The sequence below is a fragment of the Mesorhizobium sp. 2RAF21 genome (assembly GCF_052115345.1).
GTDB classification, from domain to species: Bacteria; Pseudomonadota; Alphaproteobacteria; order Rhizobiales; family Rhizobiaceae; genus Mesorhizobium; species Mesorhizobium terrae.
This window is the reverse complement of the sequence record NZ_JBFRGM010000002.1, coordinates 38,508-55,726: the sequence shown is the minus strand read 5'-3', so window position 1 is coordinate 55,726 and position 17,219 is coordinate 38,508. Positions and strand designations below refer to the sequence as shown.

Here is a 17,219-nt window from a genome sequence, read left to right as displayed (position 1 = left end):
GTGCCAAGACCCGTTCAAATATCAGAAAATCTTCAGAAAGTCATCGACACCCGTTCAGGACAGCCCAGCCCGCCTGATGACATGAAATGCCGCAGATGCCGTTTCAGGGCAGGGCAGTTCGCGCGGGGGAATAGTATTGAAATCAAAGGCATCCGGACAGAAGCCTGTCCGTAGTGGCGAGGTTGCGCATACCCCATGCGCCCCACAGCCGAGATCGCCGAGCCCCGACTTTTTTCGGGTGCATCGGCTTTGCGCGGCGCGTGCGCCGCTGAGGCCCCCTTTTACCGCCGACATTGAAGCATGCGGAGCATAATCGTGAGTGCTGTAGGAATTTCCACGACGCCGGCCAATCGGTCCGCGCTGCGTATCGTCATCGCCTCGTTGACAGCCGCGCTGACGGCCTCCGTCGCACCGCTGGCGCTGATCGTGGCAGCGGGACCAGCGCTGGCCGACAGCATCGGCCAGAACGGCGGGAATGGCGGCAATGCGCCGAATTCCTCGACGGCGGGCTCCGGCGGCGGGGCTGGCCCCGCCGGGGACAGTTCGACGACGGGTACGGGCGGTGGCTGGGGAGCTACGGGCGGTTCCGGCAATGGCGGCGGCGGCGGCGGTTCGGACAGCGGCGGCGGCGGCGGCCAAGGCAAAGGTTACGGGTCGGGCGGCGGCGGCGGCGGCGCCGGCGGCGCCGGGCTCACACTGACCACGGGCCTTACCAACAACGCCACGATCGCCGGCGGCAATGGCGGCAATGGCGGGTCCGGCGCTTCACTATACAACCAATCGTACAACGTTGGTGGAGGAGGAGGAGGCGGTGGCGGAGGCTCCGGCATCATCGTCACGACAGGCGCGAATCTTACCAATTCCGGAACGATTACGGGCGGTGGCGGCGGCGGCGGGGCCGGGGGCGTCGGCCCGGGCGCTGGCGACGGCTTCGCAAATCCGTACGGCAACGGCGCAGGCGGCAACGGCGGCAACGGCATCACCGCAACGATTTCCAGTGGGCTGACGATCACCAATTCCGGTACGATCCGGGGCGGGGGCGGCGGAACAGACTTCCTGAATTACCAGCCCTATCGCCCGCAAGCCGGCGGCTACGGCATCATCGGCCAGAACCTGACCATCAACAACAGCGGCACGATCCTGGGCGGCGCGCGCGGGGGCGCGGGCGGCCTGTCTGGCAGCCTCAACACCGCGATCGTCATCACCGGCGGCACCAACAGCATCACCGCGCTCGCGGGCAGCAACATCGGCGCGATCGAGCTCGGCGGTAATACGAAGCTGGCGGGCATCTTCAACAATACGGTCCAGGTCAATGGCGGCGTCACCGTGACCGTCACCGGGGCAGACGCGTCGGGTGACGTTTCCGGCATCACGACGCTGACGAACTACGGGACCATCTCGGTCGGAAGCGGCCGTACCCTGTCGGCGGCCACCATCGGCAATGCTGGGACGATCAGCCTGGCTGACGCAGCAGTGCTTTTCGGCACCGGCAATACGCTGAACAACGGCGGTACCATCAATGTCGGCACCAACGGCATCGTGATGGACAATGGTAACATCAACAACAATCCCGGCGGCTTCATCAATTTTAATGGTCCGGGCGGTACGGCGATACTTTCTCCCGGAGCCGGATACGCCGTCAACAATAGCGGCACCATCAATGTCGTCGGCGGCGACGTCAACGTGCAGATGAGCCCCATCAACAACCAGAACAACGGCATGCTGTCGCTCACCGGCGGCGACATGTTCAATGTCTCCACCTTGGAAAATTCGGACACGGCGACCATCAATGTCGGCGCGGGCCGCAAGCTCAGCCTGCAAATCCTCAACCTCAATGGCGGCAGCGTTACCGGAACAGGCACGATCGAAGCCGCAAATTCGTTCAATATCTCGAATACCGGTACGATCGACGCGAAGCTGACCGGCACGGCTTATCTGCTCAAAGGTGCGCCCGGCACGATGGTCCTGACGGGTGCCAACAGCTATACCGGCGGTACGACGGTCAATGTCGGCATGTTGATGGCCGGATCGGCGGGCGCTTTCGTGGGCAACACGGCCTATACGGTCAATACCAACGGCGTGCTCAATCTAAGCAGCTTCGGGCTCACGATGTCGTCGCTATCGGGCACCGGCGGAATTGTCGCGCTTGGCTCGGCCGCTCTCACCGTCAACCAAACTGCGAACACCACCTACGCCGGCGCGATCACCGGCAGCGGCAGCTTGGCCAAGAGCGGTTCGGGGACATTCGTCCTCACCGGTCCCAACACCTATTGGGGCGGCACCACGGTGTCGGGTGGCACATTGCGTGCCGGTTCGGCCACAGGGTTCGTGGCGAACACCGATTACACGCTCACCGGTGGCACGCTTGACCTCAACGGCTACGACCTCACCATGTCGAGCCTCTCGGGCAGCGGCGGTGCGGTGGCGCTCGGCGCGGCCAATCTTACCGTCGACCAGGCTATCAATACGACCTTTGCCGGTGGGATTACCGGGACGGGTGCGCTCACCAAAAGCGGAACCGGCATACTCGCGCTGCTGGGTACCGGCAGCTATAGCGGTGGCACGACCGTGAACGACGGCACGTTGCGGGCGGGATCGGCGGGTGCCTTTGTGGCCAACACGGCTTACACGGTCAATGGCGGCACGCTCGACCTTAACAACTACAATCTCACCATGTCATCGCTGTCGGGTACCGGCGGCACCGTGGCGCTCGGTTTGGGCAATCTCACCGTCGATCAAGCGACGAACACCACCTTCGCCGGTGCTACCTCGGGTGGAGGCACCCTCACCAAGAGCGGCGGCGGCGCGCTGACATTGACCGGCGCCAATGCCCATACCGGTGACACCACGATCAGCGGCACCGGGGCATTGCGCATTGGAGACGGCGGCACCAGCGGTTCGATGGCTGGGAACATCATCGACAACTCCGTGCTCCAGTTCAATCGGTCGGATACCTCCACATATGCCGGCAACATCTCGGGAAGCGGGGTAGTCGAGCAGATCGGCACCGGCAGGACGATCCTGACCGGCACGCACAGCTATAGCGGCCTCACATCGATCCACGGCGGCACGCTGCAGCTTGGCGATGCCGGCACGACCACCACCATCGCCGGCCCCGTGAAGGTGTGGGGCGGCGGCACATTGGACGTCGTCAATGCCAATATGAGCGCCATCGGCAACGTCGAGAACGCCGGCACCACGAATTTCCGCAATGCGGCAAACGCTGGTACCGCTCAGATTACCAACGATGCGGGCGCGACCCTCGCCTTCCACGATACCAGTACGGCAGGTACGGCCAACATCACCACTCATGGTGGCAGCGTTGCCTTCAACAACGATAGCAAGGGCGGCAGCGCCACGATCACCAGCGTCTCCAACGGTTCGCTGGCGTTCAACGACACCAGCAATGCCGGTGCCGCCACCATCATGAACACCTTCGGTTCGTTGACCTTCAGCGGCGATAGCAAGGCTGGAACCGCTGGCATCACCAACCACAGCAGTTTCGCGTTCAGCAACAACAGCTCGGCCGACAGCGCCGTCATCACCAATCTCGGCGGTACGCTGAATTTCAACGGCACGAGCCTGGGTGGCAGCGCGACCATCATCAACTCCGCCACCGTCGCCTTCAACGACACCAGCAGCGCCGGTCGTGCCAACATCGAAAACAACACGGGGCTCAGTTTCAACAATTTCGCCACGGCGGGCGATTCCATCATCACCAACAAAAGCGGCGCGACGCTGGATTTCAACGACACGAGCAACGCCGGGGGCGCCAACATCACCAATGATGGCACCGCGACATTCTCTGCCGACGCGAGCGCCGCAAACGCCATCATTACAAACAACAACAGCCTGACGTTCCAGGGCAACAGCACGGCAAGCGCCGCGGCCATTACCAACAATGCCGTCTTGAACTTTACCGGCAATGCCACGGCATACAGTGCCACCGTGACCACCGACGCCGGCGGCGCCACCCGCTTCCAGGGCAGCAGCAACGGCGGCACCGCACGCTTCATCACCAAAGCCGGCGGCCTCTTCAACATTTCCAGCCTGACCGGGACCGGCACGACCGCGGGTTCGATCGAAGGCGCCGGCGCATATTATCTCGGTTCGAAGACGCTGACCGTCGGCGGCAACCACCAGTCGACCGAAGTCGATGGCGTCATAGCCGACAATGACGGCGGCGCCATTGCTGGCACCGGCGGTTCGCTCGCCAAGACCGGTGCCGGAACGCTGACGCTTTCAGGCGACAACACCTACACCGGTGGCACGACGCTGCTGGGGGGCGCCGTGCAGGCTTCGAGGGACGCCAATCTGGGCGCAGCCTCCGGCGCCCTGACCTTCAACGGTGGAGCGCTCAAACTCGGCGCCGCGTTCAATCTCGCCGCGACGCGCCAGATCACGCTCGCCGCCGCCGGCGGCACGATCGACACCAACAGCTTTGGCACTGAGATATCGCAAGGCATCACCGGCACCGGCGGATTGACCAAGACGGGTCTTGGGACCCTGACGCTTTCCGGCGATAGCGACTATACCGGGCCAACGACGGTGAGTGACGGCAAGCTGCTGGTCAACGGTTCGATCAAGTCGACCGTCACGGTCGACACGGGCGCCACGATCGGCGGCACCGGAAAACTGTCGAATACGATCGTCAACGGCACGCTTGCGATCGGCAACAGCCCGGGCAAGCTGACCGTCGATGGCGACCTGACCCTTGGGGCAAGCTCCACCAGCCTGTTCGAACTCGGTGCGCCCGGCATCGTGGGCGGGCCGCTAAACGATCTTGTCTATGTCACCGGCAACCTCACGCTCGGCGGCACCTTGCAGACGCCGGCTGCCGTCTCCGGTTACTACCGGCTCTTCAACGTCGATGGCACCGTCTCCGGCGACTATTCCAGCGTGCCGACGGACGCCAGCGTGCAGACCGCGATCCCCAACCAGGTGAACCTCTTCATCCAGCATGCGGGCCAGATCGTGCAATTCTGGGACGGCGCGGACAGCGCCGGCAATGGCTCGGTCGACGGCGGCGCGGGGACCTGGAGCGCGGGTGGCACCAATTGGACGGGCGCACCCGGCGCCGCTAATTTCAACGACCAGTGGCACGGCTCTGTCGGCGTGTTTTCCGGCACCGGCGGCCTGGTTTCGGTCAGTGGGCCGGTCGCGTTCGAAGGCATCCAGTTCACGCAAGACGGTTACAAGATCGCCGGCGACGACCTGATCCTGAGCGGCGACAGCGCCGGCAATACGGCCGCAAGTTTCATCACTATTGCAGGTGGTGCGAATGCGGAGATCGAGTCGGTGATCACCGGTGCCGCCGGCATCGGCATCGACAAATACGGCAGCGGCACACTGACATTGACTGGCGCCAGCACCTATACCGGCGCCACGACGATCAAGGCGGGCACGCTGGCGCTGGCCGGCAAGGGCAGCATCGCGCAATCCAGTGTCGTGGCGGTGGAAGACGGCACATTCGACATTTCGGCAACGACCTTGCCGTTCCCCGCGATAACCAGCCTTGCCGGAACCTCCTCGGGAACGGTCCAGCTCGGCACGAAGGGGCTGGTCATTGGAAACGGCTCGACCGAGTTTGCCGGTTCGATCAAGGGCAATGGCGGACTGGAAATCGCCGGTGGCACGCAGACCTTGTCCGGCGTCAACACCTACACCAACGCCACCCAGATTGATAACGGCGCCAAATTGGCGCTGAAGGGAGCGGGTTCGATCGCCACTTCCGCCTATGTCGGCTTCGCGCTCGGTGGCACGCTGGATATTTCGCAGACGACGACCGGCGCCAGTGTCCGTGGCCTTGCCAGCACGACGGGGACCGGCATCGTTGCGCTTGGCTCGAAGACGCTGACCATCACCAACGGTTCCGTGTTCGGCGGTTCGATCCGCGATGGCGGCATCGCGGGCGGCTCGGCTGGCAATGTGGTGATCGCCAACGGCGCCACGCAGATGTTCTCCGGCGTCAACACGTATGCCGGTTCGACCACTGTCGATGCCGGCGGTACCCTGCAGCTTTCCGGCGACGGCAGCGTGTTTACCTCCAGCGGCGTCGTTGCCAACGGTGTCTTCGACATTTCCGATCAGAGTACGGGCTCCGGCCCGGGCATCAAATCGCTGACCGGCGGCGGAGCCGTCTATCTCGGCGGCCGGGATCTCACCATCGCCAACGCCGGCGGCACTTTTTCCGGCGTGATCAGCGATTGCGGCGCGACGGGTACGGACTGCTACGCCGGTTCGACCGGCGGCGGCCTCGTGCTCGCAGGTGGCACGCTGACGCTGACGGGCGCCAACACCTACAGCGGTGGCACTACGGTGGGTTATTTCGGAGCGCCGGAAAGCACGACGCTGGTGGTGACCAACAATCAGGCGGTCGGCACCGGTCGCGTCCTCTTGAACGCGGCGGGTATCTTCAAGGCGGGCGCTGACGGGCTGACCTTCAACAACCGCTTCGCGGTCAGTCCGAGCTACGGCACGATCGACACCAACGGCCACACCATGACGATTGCCGGCGTTATCGCCGACAACGGCGATCCGGGCACCCTGCACAAGATCGGCGCTGGCACGCTGGTGCTGACCAATGCCAACACCTATGGCGACGGCACGGTCGTCAAGGCCGGCACGCTGCAGCTCGGCAACGGTGGCACCACCGGCTCGATCCTGGGCAACGTCGAACTCGGCGGTATCCTCGCCTTCAATCGCTCCGACGCCTACACCTCCTCCGGCGTCATCTCGGACATGGCGGGCAGCCACGGCCAGGTCGTGCAGAATGGTACCGGTGTCGTGAAACTGACCGGCACGAACAGCTATTCGGGCGGCACTTTCCTCAACAAGGGCGTTGTCGCTGTCTCCAACGACGCCAATCTTGGCAACGCGGCTGGAGGGCTTACCTTCGATGGCGGTACGTTGCGCTACGACGCGGCGTTCGATCTCGCCGCTACGCGTACGGTTACGCTCGGCAATGGCGGCGGCACTTTCGACAGCAATGGCTTCACCGCGGGCGTTGCATCAAACATTGTCGGTTCGGGCGGACTGACCAAGACCGGCACCGGCTCATTGGTGCTGTCCGGCACCAACAACTACACCGGCCAGACCACGGTTTCGGAAGGCGCGCTCACCGCGAGCAAGGCCAACGCCTTCTCGTCCCACAGCGCGGTTTCGGTGGCGAGCGGCGCGCGCCTCGATCTCGGCGGTCTCGACCAGGTCATCGGCACGCTGTCCGGTGCCGGCTCCGTCGCCATGGGTAGCGGTGCCCTGACCGTGAACGAGACCAGCAATTCCACCTTCTCCGGCGGCATCTCCGGCGGCGGAAGCTTCACCAAGACCGGCGCTAGCAAGCTGATGCTGTCGGGAACGAGCACCTACACCGGCCAGACCTTCGTCAAGCAGGGCACCCTGTCGGTGAACGGCTCGATCGCATCGTCGTCGGGCATCACGGTGGACGCTGGCGGCACGCTCGGCGGCACCGGCACGGTGTCTTCGGTCACCGTCAACAGTGGCGGCACGCTGGCGCCGGGCAATTCGATCGGTACGGTCAACGTCGCCGGCAATCTGGCGTTCGGTGCTGGCTCGACCTATGCGGTCGAAGTCGATCCCGCTGCTGCCGACCGCACCAATGTCACCGGCACCGCCAATCTGTCGGGTGGCACCGTTGCGACCAGTTACGCCACGGCGACCTACATCCAGAAGACCTACACCATTCTCAACGCGTTGGGCGGGCTCGGCGGCACCACATTCGCCGGGCTGACCGGGACGACGCCGACCGGCTTCACCCAGAAGCTCGCCTATGACGGCACCAACGCCTATCTCGTGCTCGACCTCGACATACGCGAGCCTGGAAATCCCGGCGGGCCGGGCAACCCAGGCAATCCTGGTGGGCCAAGCTTCGATCCGCTCAACCGCAACCAGCGCTCTGTCGCCAACACCATCGTCGGCTATTTCGACGCCAAGGGCGGTCTGCCGGCGGAATTCGGCGCTCTTGACCAAACCGGTCTCTCGCTTGTGTCCGGCGAGGCAACGGCGGGTGCGATCAGCGCTGGCATCCAGAGCACGGATCAGTTCCTCGGCCTGCTGGCGGGCGAGGCGTTGACGGGTCGCGCCGCGCCGGCCGCTTCCGCTGGAAGCGGTACGGCCGCCTATGCCGAAGAGCCGACCGATGGGAAGGCGCAAACCGAACTTGCCGCTCTCGGCGGCAAATCCGGTCGTGTCGCCGATCCTCTTGCCAGGATATTCGACAGCCGCTGGCAGAGCTGGGGTGCGGCCTATGGCGGCTCGGCCGAGATCGGCGGAGACGCGGCCGCCGGCTCGCATGATACGGACCTGAACACGTTCGGGCTTGCCGGCGGCATCGCCAGGCGGTGGAACGACGGCGTGCTCGGCATCGCGCTTGGCGGCGGCTCATCCGACTTCCACCTCGCCGACAAACTGGGTGGCGGTCAGGCGCGCTTCTTCAATGCCGGCGCATTCGCAAGGCACGACTTCGGCGACGCCTATGTTGCGGCGGCTGCCGCCTATACATTCTATGATGTCGAAACCAGCCGGACCGTGCTTGGCAATTCGCTCTCGGGCGATTTCAACGCACACGCCTTCTCCGGACGCGTCGAGGCCGGTTATGGCATCGAGACGCCGGTTGCGACGCTCACGCCTTACGCGGCCTTCCAGGCGATCGCCTACCGGATACCGGGTTATGCGGAGACCGGCCTCGGCAGCTTCGGGCTCGCCTACAAGGGCAACACCACGACCGTCACCCGCACCGAGCTCGGCGCCCGGCTGGACCGTACGGTCGGCCTCGAGAACGGTGCAGCCTTGGCGCTTTCGGGACGTCTCGCGCTCGCCATCAATGGCGGCGACAGCATCGGCTTCACGGCCGGCTTCCCGGCGTTGGCCGGTACTTCCTTCTCCATCGAGGGGGCAAATCCGGACCACTATTCAGCGCTGGTCGATGCCGGTGCCGAATACAGCACCGCATCTGGTTTCTTCGCTGGGCTCTCTCTCCAGGGCGAGTTCTCCGGCAATGTCCAGAACCTGTCTGGAAAGGCCAAGGTCGGCTTGCGCTGGTGAGGTAACGGCATCATCGCTACTGGCGTTCAGACGAAATGAAAACGGCGGCCCTCAGGCCGCCGTTTCTGCAATGAAGGAGCGGGGTTTCCTAGATCTTCACTGTCCCGTCTGCCGGTTTTATCGCGTGAAGCTTTGGGCGTTGCCCGCGTCGACATTGATGATGTTGCCGGTCGATTTGGCCGACATGTCGGAAGCCAGGAAATAGACCGCTTCGGCGATGTCTTCGGGAAACACCGAACGTTTCAGCATCGAACGCTTGCGATAATGTTCCTCGAGATCGTCCGGCTGCATCGCATAGGCGGCGGCGCGTTGTTCGCGCCATTCGCCGGTCCAGATCTTGGAGCCGCGCAACACCGCGTCGGGATTGACCGTGTTGACGCGGATCTGGTGCTCCGCGCCCTCCAGTGCAAGACAGCGCGCAAGGTGGATTTCAGCGGCCTTGGCCGTGCAATAGGCTGCGGCGTTGGGTGAGGCGGCCAGGCCGTTTTTCGAAGCGATGAAGACGATGTTGCCGCCGAGCTTCTGTTGCTTGAAGGTGCGGAAAGCCTCGCGCGAAACCAGGAAATACCCCTTGGCGAGGATGTCCATGTTGCGGTTCCACATCGACAGTTCCGTATCTTCGATCGGTGCCGAGGATGAGATGCCCGCATTGGAAACCAGGATGTCGACGCCGCCGAATTCCACCGCGCTGTCGGCATAGGCGGCCGCGACGCCGCTCTCGTCCGTCACGTCGAGCTTGGCAGCGCGCACGAAATCCTTGCCGAAGGCGTGGCCCAGTTCTTCATGCGTGGCGGTGAGCGCCGCCTCGTCGATGTCGGCAAGCACCACGCAGGCGCCTTCCCGCAACAGCCGTATCGCCGTCGCCTTGCCGATGCCGCCGGCGCCGCCGGTGACGAAGGCGATCTGGCCGGCCAGCGATTTCGGCTTCGGCAGGCGCTGCAACTTCGCTTCTTCCAGCGGCCAGTATTCGATGTCGAAGGCTTCCTGCGCCGGCAAGCCGACATAGGACGACACGGCGGAAGCGCCGCGCATGACATTGATGGCATTGACGTAGAATTCAGCCGAGACGCGTGCCGTCGCCTTGTCGGCGGCGAAGGTGAACATGCCGACGCCCGGCATCAGATAGACGACGGCGTTAGGGTCGCGCATGGCGGGTGAATCCGGATGCTTGCAGCCGTCGTAGTAGGCTTGATAACCGACACGATACGCTTCGATAGCGGCGGGCAGGGCATCGGTCACGGCATCGATGTCGGGCTTGGCCGGGTCGAAGCCAATGACCAGCGGCCTGATCTTCGTGCGCAGGAAATGGTCGGGGCAGGATGTTCCGAGTGCCGCCAGCGCGTCGAGTTCGCGGGAATTGACGAATTCCAGCACTGCTTGAGAGTCGTCGAAATGACCAATCTTGCGCATGCCGGACGATGAAATCATGCCCCGGATCCGGGGCATCAGCCGCGCCGCGATGGCACGGCGTTCCTGTACGCCAAGCGGCGCGACCACGGCGCCGCCAAAGGCCGGCTTGCCCTTGGTCTCGTGTTCGAACCACTCGATCGCCTGGTTGATCGTGTCGATCGTGGTCGTGTAGCAGGCCTCCGGCGTGTCGCCCCAGGTGAACAGGCCGTGGCTTTCCAGAACCGCGCCCTTGGCCGCCGGGTTTTCCTGGCAGAACTTTTCCAGCCAAAGTCCGAGTTCGAAGCCCGGCCGTTTCCACGGCAACCAGCCGATCGCCTCACCGAAGACCTTTCTGGTCAGCTCGCGTGAATCCCGCGCGGCGGCCAGCGCGATGATGGCGTCGGGGTGCATGTGGTCGACAAAGGGCTTCGGCACATAGGCATGCAGCGGCGTGTCGATGGAGGCCGCGCGCGGATTGAGGTTGAAGGTGCAGTGCGGCAGATAGCCGACCATCTCGTCTTCATGCGCGAGACCGCGATAGAGCCCCTTCAGCGCACGCAGCTTGTCCATATAGAGGGTGGCGAAGCCGTCGAGCTTGATCGACGCGCTGTCGCCGCCCGAGCCTTTAACCCAGAGCACCTCGGCATCCTCGCCGGTCAGCGGGTCCTTCTGCAGGACTTTGGATGAAGTGTTGCCGCCACCATAATTGGTGACCCGTTTGTCGGATCCCAAAAGGTTCGACCGGTAGACGAGCCGTTCCGGCTCCGTCATCGCGGCAGCCTTGCGATCGTCCCACAGATTGGCGAGCCGTGCGGACTGTTTGTCGGGCATCTCGGATCCTCCCGCCGCGCCGCCTCGGGCGCGATACTTTGTGCATGAATTCAAGCCACGACGTGCACTTTGTCAATCGCAAAAGATCAAACTAAATCACAGTGCATTGCAATATGACGTATGTGCAGCGCAATATGATTGATATTTTCCACAAACCGCTTGCGTGATTGTCTGATTTGCGTAACTTAGCTCATGACACCTAGTTTCTGGTGTCACGGGAGGATTTGGCTTGAACGATTTGGTCCGCCAGCGGCAGATCATCGAGCTTTTGCGTGATCGGCCCTTTGCGTCGGTGCGCGAGCTGCAGGAGCGTCTCGGCGTGTCGGCCGCGACGGTGCGGCGCGACATCGACAAGATCGACCTGTCCGGCGGAGCGCGCAAGGTTTATGGCGGCGTCTCCGCGTTGGAGGGTTCCGCCCAGGCGCCGGCGTTTGCGCGTCCTTATGATGAAAACCGCGACCTTGCCGTCGATGCAAAGCGCCAGATCGCCGATCTCGCCGCGACCCTGGTGGTCGATGGCGATACAGTCATCGTCAATGGCGGCTCGACCTGTTATCACCTCGGCGTCAAGCTTGCCGACCGCAACATCCGCCTCTTCACCAGTTCCATGCCGCTCGCCGCCTATCTCGGCGAGCACGGCAAATGCAGCTTGACCATCGCCGGCGGTGAGCTCCACCGCGAACCGGGCGTGATTTATTCACCGTCACAGCCGGCGAATTTCTTCGCATCGAAATTGTTTGTCGGCGCGCAAGGGATCAGTGCCGACGGCCTTCTGGAATCGCACCCGCTGATGGTGCGGGCCATCCAGGAATTGAGCCACAATGTCGACCAGGTCATCGTGCTGGCCGACAGCCGCAAGTTTTCCATCCATGCCCGTCATGTCGCGCTGCCTTTGTCGCGCGTCGGCATGCTGATCACCGACGACGGTTTGTCGGACCAGCACGCCAAGATGCTGGAGGCGGCGGGCATCGCGCTGCGCATTGCCCCGAATGGGTGGCTTGCATGAGCGGAGCGCTTGCGGTTTTCGACCTTGGCAAAACCAACTCGAAACTGTTCGTGTTCGCGCCCGATGGCACGCTGCTGGACGAGCGGCGCACCAAGCCGGTTTGGAAGCCGTTTCGCGGGCGCAACGTGCTCGACGACGATCGCTTGTTCACCTGGATGAGCGCGGAACTCGCCGAAGTCGTCGCCGCGCACGATGTCGGCGGCATGATGGTTTCCGCGCATGGCTGCGCCTTCGCGCTCGTGCGCGGCACCGAGCTTTTGCACCCGATCCTGGATTACGAGCAGGAAATCCCGCAGCCGATCGCCAAAATCATCGATCCGATGCTGCCGGACTATTCGGAGACCTACACGCCCTGGCTGCCGCTGGGTTTTTCCATCGCCCGCCACATCTATTGGCTGGCGACGGAAGAGCCGCAAACATTTGCCGCCACCGCGGCGATCCTCTGCTATCCGCAATATTGGGGCTGGCGCTTCGCCGGTCGTCCGCTCGCGGAATGGTCCTATCTCGGTGCGCACAGCCAGCTTTGGGCGCCCTTGAAACGCGACTTCTCCTCGCTGGTCGACCGGCTGGGCTGGCGCGAGAAATTCTCCGAGATCGCGCCGGCCGGCGCCGTCATCGGCGAGGCCAGGATCGAGCTGGCCGATGGCACAAGCCGGTCGATCTCAGTTCACAACGGCGTGCACGATTCCAACGCCGCGCTCGCCTACTACCGCATGACCGGACTGACGGGTTTCACCCTGGTCTCGACCGGCACCTGGGTCATCATCATCAATCTCGACTGTCCGCTGGGCGCCCTCGACCGCGAGCGCGACATGATCGCCAACGTCACGGTCGACGGCGAACCGGCGCCTTCGCTGCGTTTCATGGGCGGCAGGGAATATGATCTGATCAGCGACGGCTGGAATCGGCCGATCTCGCAGGAGGCGGTCGAGCGTGTCATGGCGCGCGGCATCTTCGCCATGCCGTCCTGGGCAGCAGGCGGACCGTTTCCTGAGATCAGGGGCCACATCGTCGGCGGCGAGGTGGAAGGAGAGGAACGTGCCGCGGTGGCAGCACTCTATGTGCTGATGATGACGGACCTGTCGCTCGACCTGATCCATTCCGACAATCTGCTTGTCGTTGACGGCGGTCTGGCCAAGATCGACCTGCTCACCGCCATGCTGGCGCAGTTGCGCCACCGGCAGACGGTCGTTCATTCGACGATGAGCGAGGGCTCCGCCACGGGTGCCGCCGCACTCGCCTTCAAGGCGCTCGGGCGGTCGCCATTCCGGGACGAGACCGTCCCCATTGTAGCAAGCCGGGTATCCGGTCTCGAAACCTATCGCGACCGCTGGCGCGAACTGGCCGACCAGGCCCGCGCGGCCGCGCGTGCGGACCTGCGCAGCGGGCATGGCGCAAGAGGAGCGGGCGCATGAACGCGGTTGCCCCCTATGTCAGCCTCGCCGGCATGTCGAAATCCTTCGTCGGCGTGAAGGCGCTGAAGGATGTCAGTTTCGACGTGCGTCCGGGCGAAGTGCATGCGCTGCTTGGCGAGAACGGTGCCGGCAAGTCGACCCTGATCAAGATGATGTCGGGCCTCTATGCGCCCGATGCCGGCACCATCACGGTCGACGGCAGGCAGGTGAAATTCGCCTCCACGCGCGACGCCTCGGCCGCCGGCATCGCCACCGTCTATCAGGAGCTGTTGCTGTTTCCCGAACTGACGGTCGCCGAGAATGTCTTCCTCGGCAACTATCCGCGCCGGCCGGGCGGCTGGATTGACTGGGGCGAGGTGAGGGCACGCACGCGCGCGCTGCTCGACCAGCTCGATACGTTCGACCTCGACGTCGACGCCAAGGTGCTCACGCTATCGGTGGCGCAGCGCCAGCGTGTCGAGATCGCCAAGGCGCTCTCCAAGAATGCGCGTATCCTGATCATGGACGAGCCGACCGCTTCGCTGGTGGATTCGGATGTGCAGCGCCTCATGGCGGTGGTGCGCCAATTGCGCGGGCGCGGCGTCGGCATCGTCTATGTTAGCCATCGCATGTCCGAGATATTCGCTCTGGCCGACCGCGTCACCGTGCTGCGCGACGGCGGCTTTGTCGGCACAAGGGACATCGGCGAGGTCGACGAAGCGAAGCTGGTTTCCATGATGGTTGGCCGACCGATCGACAGCCTGTTCCCCAAGGCCGAAGCCGCTATCAGCGACACCGTGCTGGAGGTGAGGAACCTCAATCATGGCCGGCATGTCCGCGACATTTCCTTTTCCCTGCGGCGTGGCGAAATCCTCGGCGTCGCCGGCCTGGTCGGCAGCGGCCGCACGGAACTCGCGCTCACTTTGTTCGGCATGACGCCGGCGACCTCGGGCGAGATCATCCTCGAGGGCAAGGCGGTGCGCATCACGTCGCCGCGCCAGGCGCGCGACCTTGGCATCGCGTATGTGCCGGAGGACCGCGGCCAGCAGGGGCTGGTGAAGCAGATGGCCATCCGCAAGAACGTCTCGATGGCGTCGATCGAACACCTTTCGACAGGCATCTTCATCAAGGCCGGCGAGGAAGCGCAGCGCGCGCTCGCGGCGGTGAAACGCTTCAGCGTCCGCTGCCGCAACATCGGCCAGCCGGTCGGCGAATTGTCCGGCGGCAATCAGCAGAAGGTGGTGATCGCCAAGTGGCTGGAGACCAGTCCCAAGGTGCTGATCCTGGATGAACCGACGCGCGGTGTCGATGTCGGCGCCAAGGCGGAAATCCACACCATCATGGGCGAGCTGGTGAAGCAGGGGGTGGCCATCCTGATGATCTCGAGCGAACTACCGGAGGTGCTTGGCATGAGCGACCGCGTCCTGGTGATCAGCGGCGGCTGCATCACCGGCGAGATCGCCCGGGCCGACGCCACGCCGGAACGGGTCGGCATGGCGATGACCGCGCACCGGGCTGGAGAGGCGGCATGATGACAACCGCCGTCGACCTTCCGCCGACCCGGCCGGTTTCTGGCGTGCAGAGACCGGGGTTCCTCCGGCGCCTGTTCTCGGACTACGGCCAGGAGCTGGTCGTGCTCGGTGCCATCGTCGCGTTGTTCGCGGTGGTGACGCTGGTCAATCCACGCTTTGTCAGCGCCAACAACCTGACCACGATCTTCTCCGGCAACGCCTATATCGCGGTCGCCGCCATCGGCATGGCGATGGTCATCGTCACCGGCCATATCGACGTGTCGGTGGGTGCGCTCATTGGGGTGTTGGCGACGATTTCCGGCACGCTTGCGGTCGCCGGTTATCCTGTCTGGGTGGCATGGTTGGCGCCCGTCCTGGTCGGCATGACCGTCAACGCGATGATAGGCGTCCTGGTCGCCTATGCGCGCATCCCATCCATCGTGGTCACGCTCGGCGCGCTGTCGATCCTGCGCGGCGGTCTGATCAGCGTGACCGGCGGCACCTGGATCACCAACCTGCCGCCCGATTTCCTGATCGCGCAGAAAGACGTGTTCGGCCTGCCGGTCCCGCTCGTCACCATGGTCGTCCTCACTGTTCTCGCCGCCCTGTGGATGCGCTTCTCGGCCTTCGGGCGTTCGCTCTATGCCATTGGCGGCAATGCGGAAGCAGCGCTCGCCACCGGCATCCCGGTCGAGCGCCGCACCGTTGCGGTGTTCGTCATCCATGGCGCCTTTGCCGGGCTGGCCACGATCCTGTTCGCCACGCAGCTGCAGGTGATCCAGTCCACCGTGCCGCCCAATCTCGAACTCACCGTCATCACCGCCGCCGTCATCGGCGGCGTGTCGATCCTCGGTGGCTCCGGAACCGTCATCGGTTCGACGCTGGCAACGATCCTGTTCGCCACGATCGGCTCGGCGCTGATCTTCGTCAATGTTTCGGCCTATTGGCTGCGCGCGGTGATCGGCCTGCTGATCCTGGCAACCGTGCTTGCCGACATGCTGCGCCGTCGTAGCCGGATATGAGGATGGCCGGATGAACCTCAGATCCCTGATCCGTCACGAAACGTTCCTGGCTTTGCTACTGGTCGTCGTGCTGATCGTCTTGTCGTTCCAGTCGGACCGTTTCTTCACCGTCTCCAACCTGCTCAACCAGGGCCGGCTGATGACCGAGATCGGGTTGATCGCGATCGCCATGACCTTCGTCATCGCAACCGGTGGGATCGATCTTTCGGTCGGCTCGATCCTTGGGCTGACCGCGATCCTGACCGGCGTCTTCTGGCAGAATGTCGGCATGCCGCTGCCTGCCGCTGCTGCGGCCGCGATCGCGGTCGGCACGCTGGCCGGTTTCGTCAATGGTGCCATCATCACCCGTTTCGGCGTGCCGCCGTTGATCGCGACGCTGGCGACATTGGCGCTCTATCGTGGTCTTGCGGAAGGCATCAGCCAGGCGCGCTCGGTTCGCGGTTATCCGGACTGGTTCTATGTTCTTGGTCAGGGCGAGGTGCTGAGCGTTCCGACCCAGCTCTGGATCCTGGCTGCGGCAGCGGTCGTCGCTTCCATCATCTTGGCCTATACGCGCTGGGGCCGCACGGTCTACGCCATTGGCTCCAACGAAGTCGCCAGCCGGTTTTCCGGCCTTTCGGTGGAGAGGACGAAGCTCGCGCTCTACACCGCCTCGGGTTTCGCCGCCGCCGTCGCCGGGGTGATCTTCGTGTCGCGCGTCTCGACCACGCGCTCCGATATGGGCACCGGCATCGAGCTCGATGCCATCACCGCCGTCGTGCTTGGCGGCACCTCGATCTTCGGCGGTCGCGGCACCGTCGTCGGCACCATGATCGGCCTCTGCCTGATCCAGGCGTTGAAGAACGGTCTGTCGCTCGCCGGCGTCAAGGGCGACGGCACCATCATGCTCATCGGCGCGGTACTCATCCTGGCGATCCTCGCCAGCAACCTCTTCGAGAGGAGCGGCACTCGATAAAACAAGGGAGAAGCGTCCTTCACTGCCGCTCATCAGTGTCCGGACGAA

Annotated in this window: 7 protein-coding genes; 6 read left to right on the top strand and 1 reads right to left on the bottom strand. The window is 64.1% G+C overall.

What is annotated here, in order from left to right; genetic code table 11:
* Positions 1–315 precede the first annotated feature (315 nt).
* Entirely contained in the window at positions 316–9,063 is an 8,748-nt protein-coding gene (locus AB4136_RS03230) for a beta strand repeat-containing protein (RefSeq protein WP_024927044.1), read from the top strand.
* Positions 9,064–9,180: 117 nt separating this feature from the next.
* Here the strand turns inward: AB4136_RS03230 and AB4136_RS03225 are convergent, their stop codons facing one another.
* Positions 9,181–11,283 carry a bifunctional rhamnulose-1-phosphate aldolase/short-chain dehydrogenase gene (locus AB4136_RS03225; protein ID WP_137901930.1) on the bottom strand — a complete coding sequence of 701 codons (2,103 nt, stop codon included), beginning with the start codon at positions 11,281–11,283 and terminating at the stop codon, positions 9,181–9,183.
* A 229-nt stretch (positions 11,284–11,512) separates the two neighbouring features.
* Between AB4136_RS03225 and AB4136_RS03220 the strand changes: the two genes are divergently transcribed.
* From AB4136_RS03220 to AB4136_RS03200, 5 genes are read left to right on the top strand one after another with little or no spacing between them, the layout of a single operon-like run.
* Complete coding sequence (locus AB4136_RS03220; RefSeq protein ID WP_137901931.1) at positions 11,513–12,289, top strand: DeoR/GlpR family DNA-binding transcription regulator; 777 nt, start codon at positions 11,513–11,515, stop codon at positions 12,287–12,289.
* Complete coding sequence (locus tag AB4136_RS03215; protein WP_137901932.1) at positions 12,286–13,704, top strand: FGGY family carbohydrate kinase; 1,419 nt, start codon at positions 12,286–12,288, stop codon at positions 13,702–13,704. Before AB4136_RS03220 ends, AB4136_RS03215 begins: the two co-directional genes overlap by 4 nt.
* A complete protein-coding gene (locus AB4136_RS03210; protein ID WP_137901933.1) occupies positions 13,701–15,215 on the top strand; it encodes a sugar ABC transporter ATP-binding protein in 1,515 nt (504 codons plus the stop codon). The genes AB4136_RS03215 and AB4136_RS03210 overlap by 4 nt, the downstream gene beginning before the upstream one ends.
* Positions 15,212–16,216, top strand: a complete 1,005-nt coding sequence (locus tag AB4136_RS03205; protein ID WP_137901934.1) for an ABC transporter permease — start codon at positions 15,212–15,214, stop codon at positions 16,214–16,216. The genes AB4136_RS03210 and AB4136_RS03205 overlap by 4 nt, the downstream gene beginning before the upstream one ends.
* 10 nt (positions 16,217–16,226) lie before the next feature.
* Positions 16,227–17,171, top strand: a complete 945-nt coding sequence (locus AB4136_RS03200; protein ID WP_024927038.1) for an ABC transporter permease — start codon at positions 16,227–16,229, stop codon at positions 17,169–17,171.
* Positions 17,172–17,219 lie beyond the last annotated feature (48 nt).

Coding starts and splice junctions, on each gene's coding strand:
- AB4136_RS03210 (WP_137901933.1), top strand. CDS start 13,701: ATGAACGCGGTTGCCCCCTATGTCAGCCTCGCCGGCATGTCGAAATCC.
- AB4136_RS03205 (WP_137901934.1), top strand. CDS start 15,212: ATGATGACAACCGCCGTCGACCTTCCGCCGACCCGGCCGGTTTCTGGC.
- AB4136_RS03215 (WP_137901932.1), top strand. CDS start 12,286: ATGAGCGGAGCGCTTGCGGTTTTCGACCTTGGCAAAACCAACTCGAAA.
- AB4136_RS03200 (WP_024927038.1), top strand. CDS start 16,227: ATGAACCTCAGATCCCTGATCCGTCACGAAACGTTCCTGGCTTTGCTA.
- AB4136_RS03225 (WP_137901930.1), bottom strand. CDS start 11,283: ATGCCCGACAAACAGTCCGCACGGCTCGCCAATCTGTGGGACGATCGC.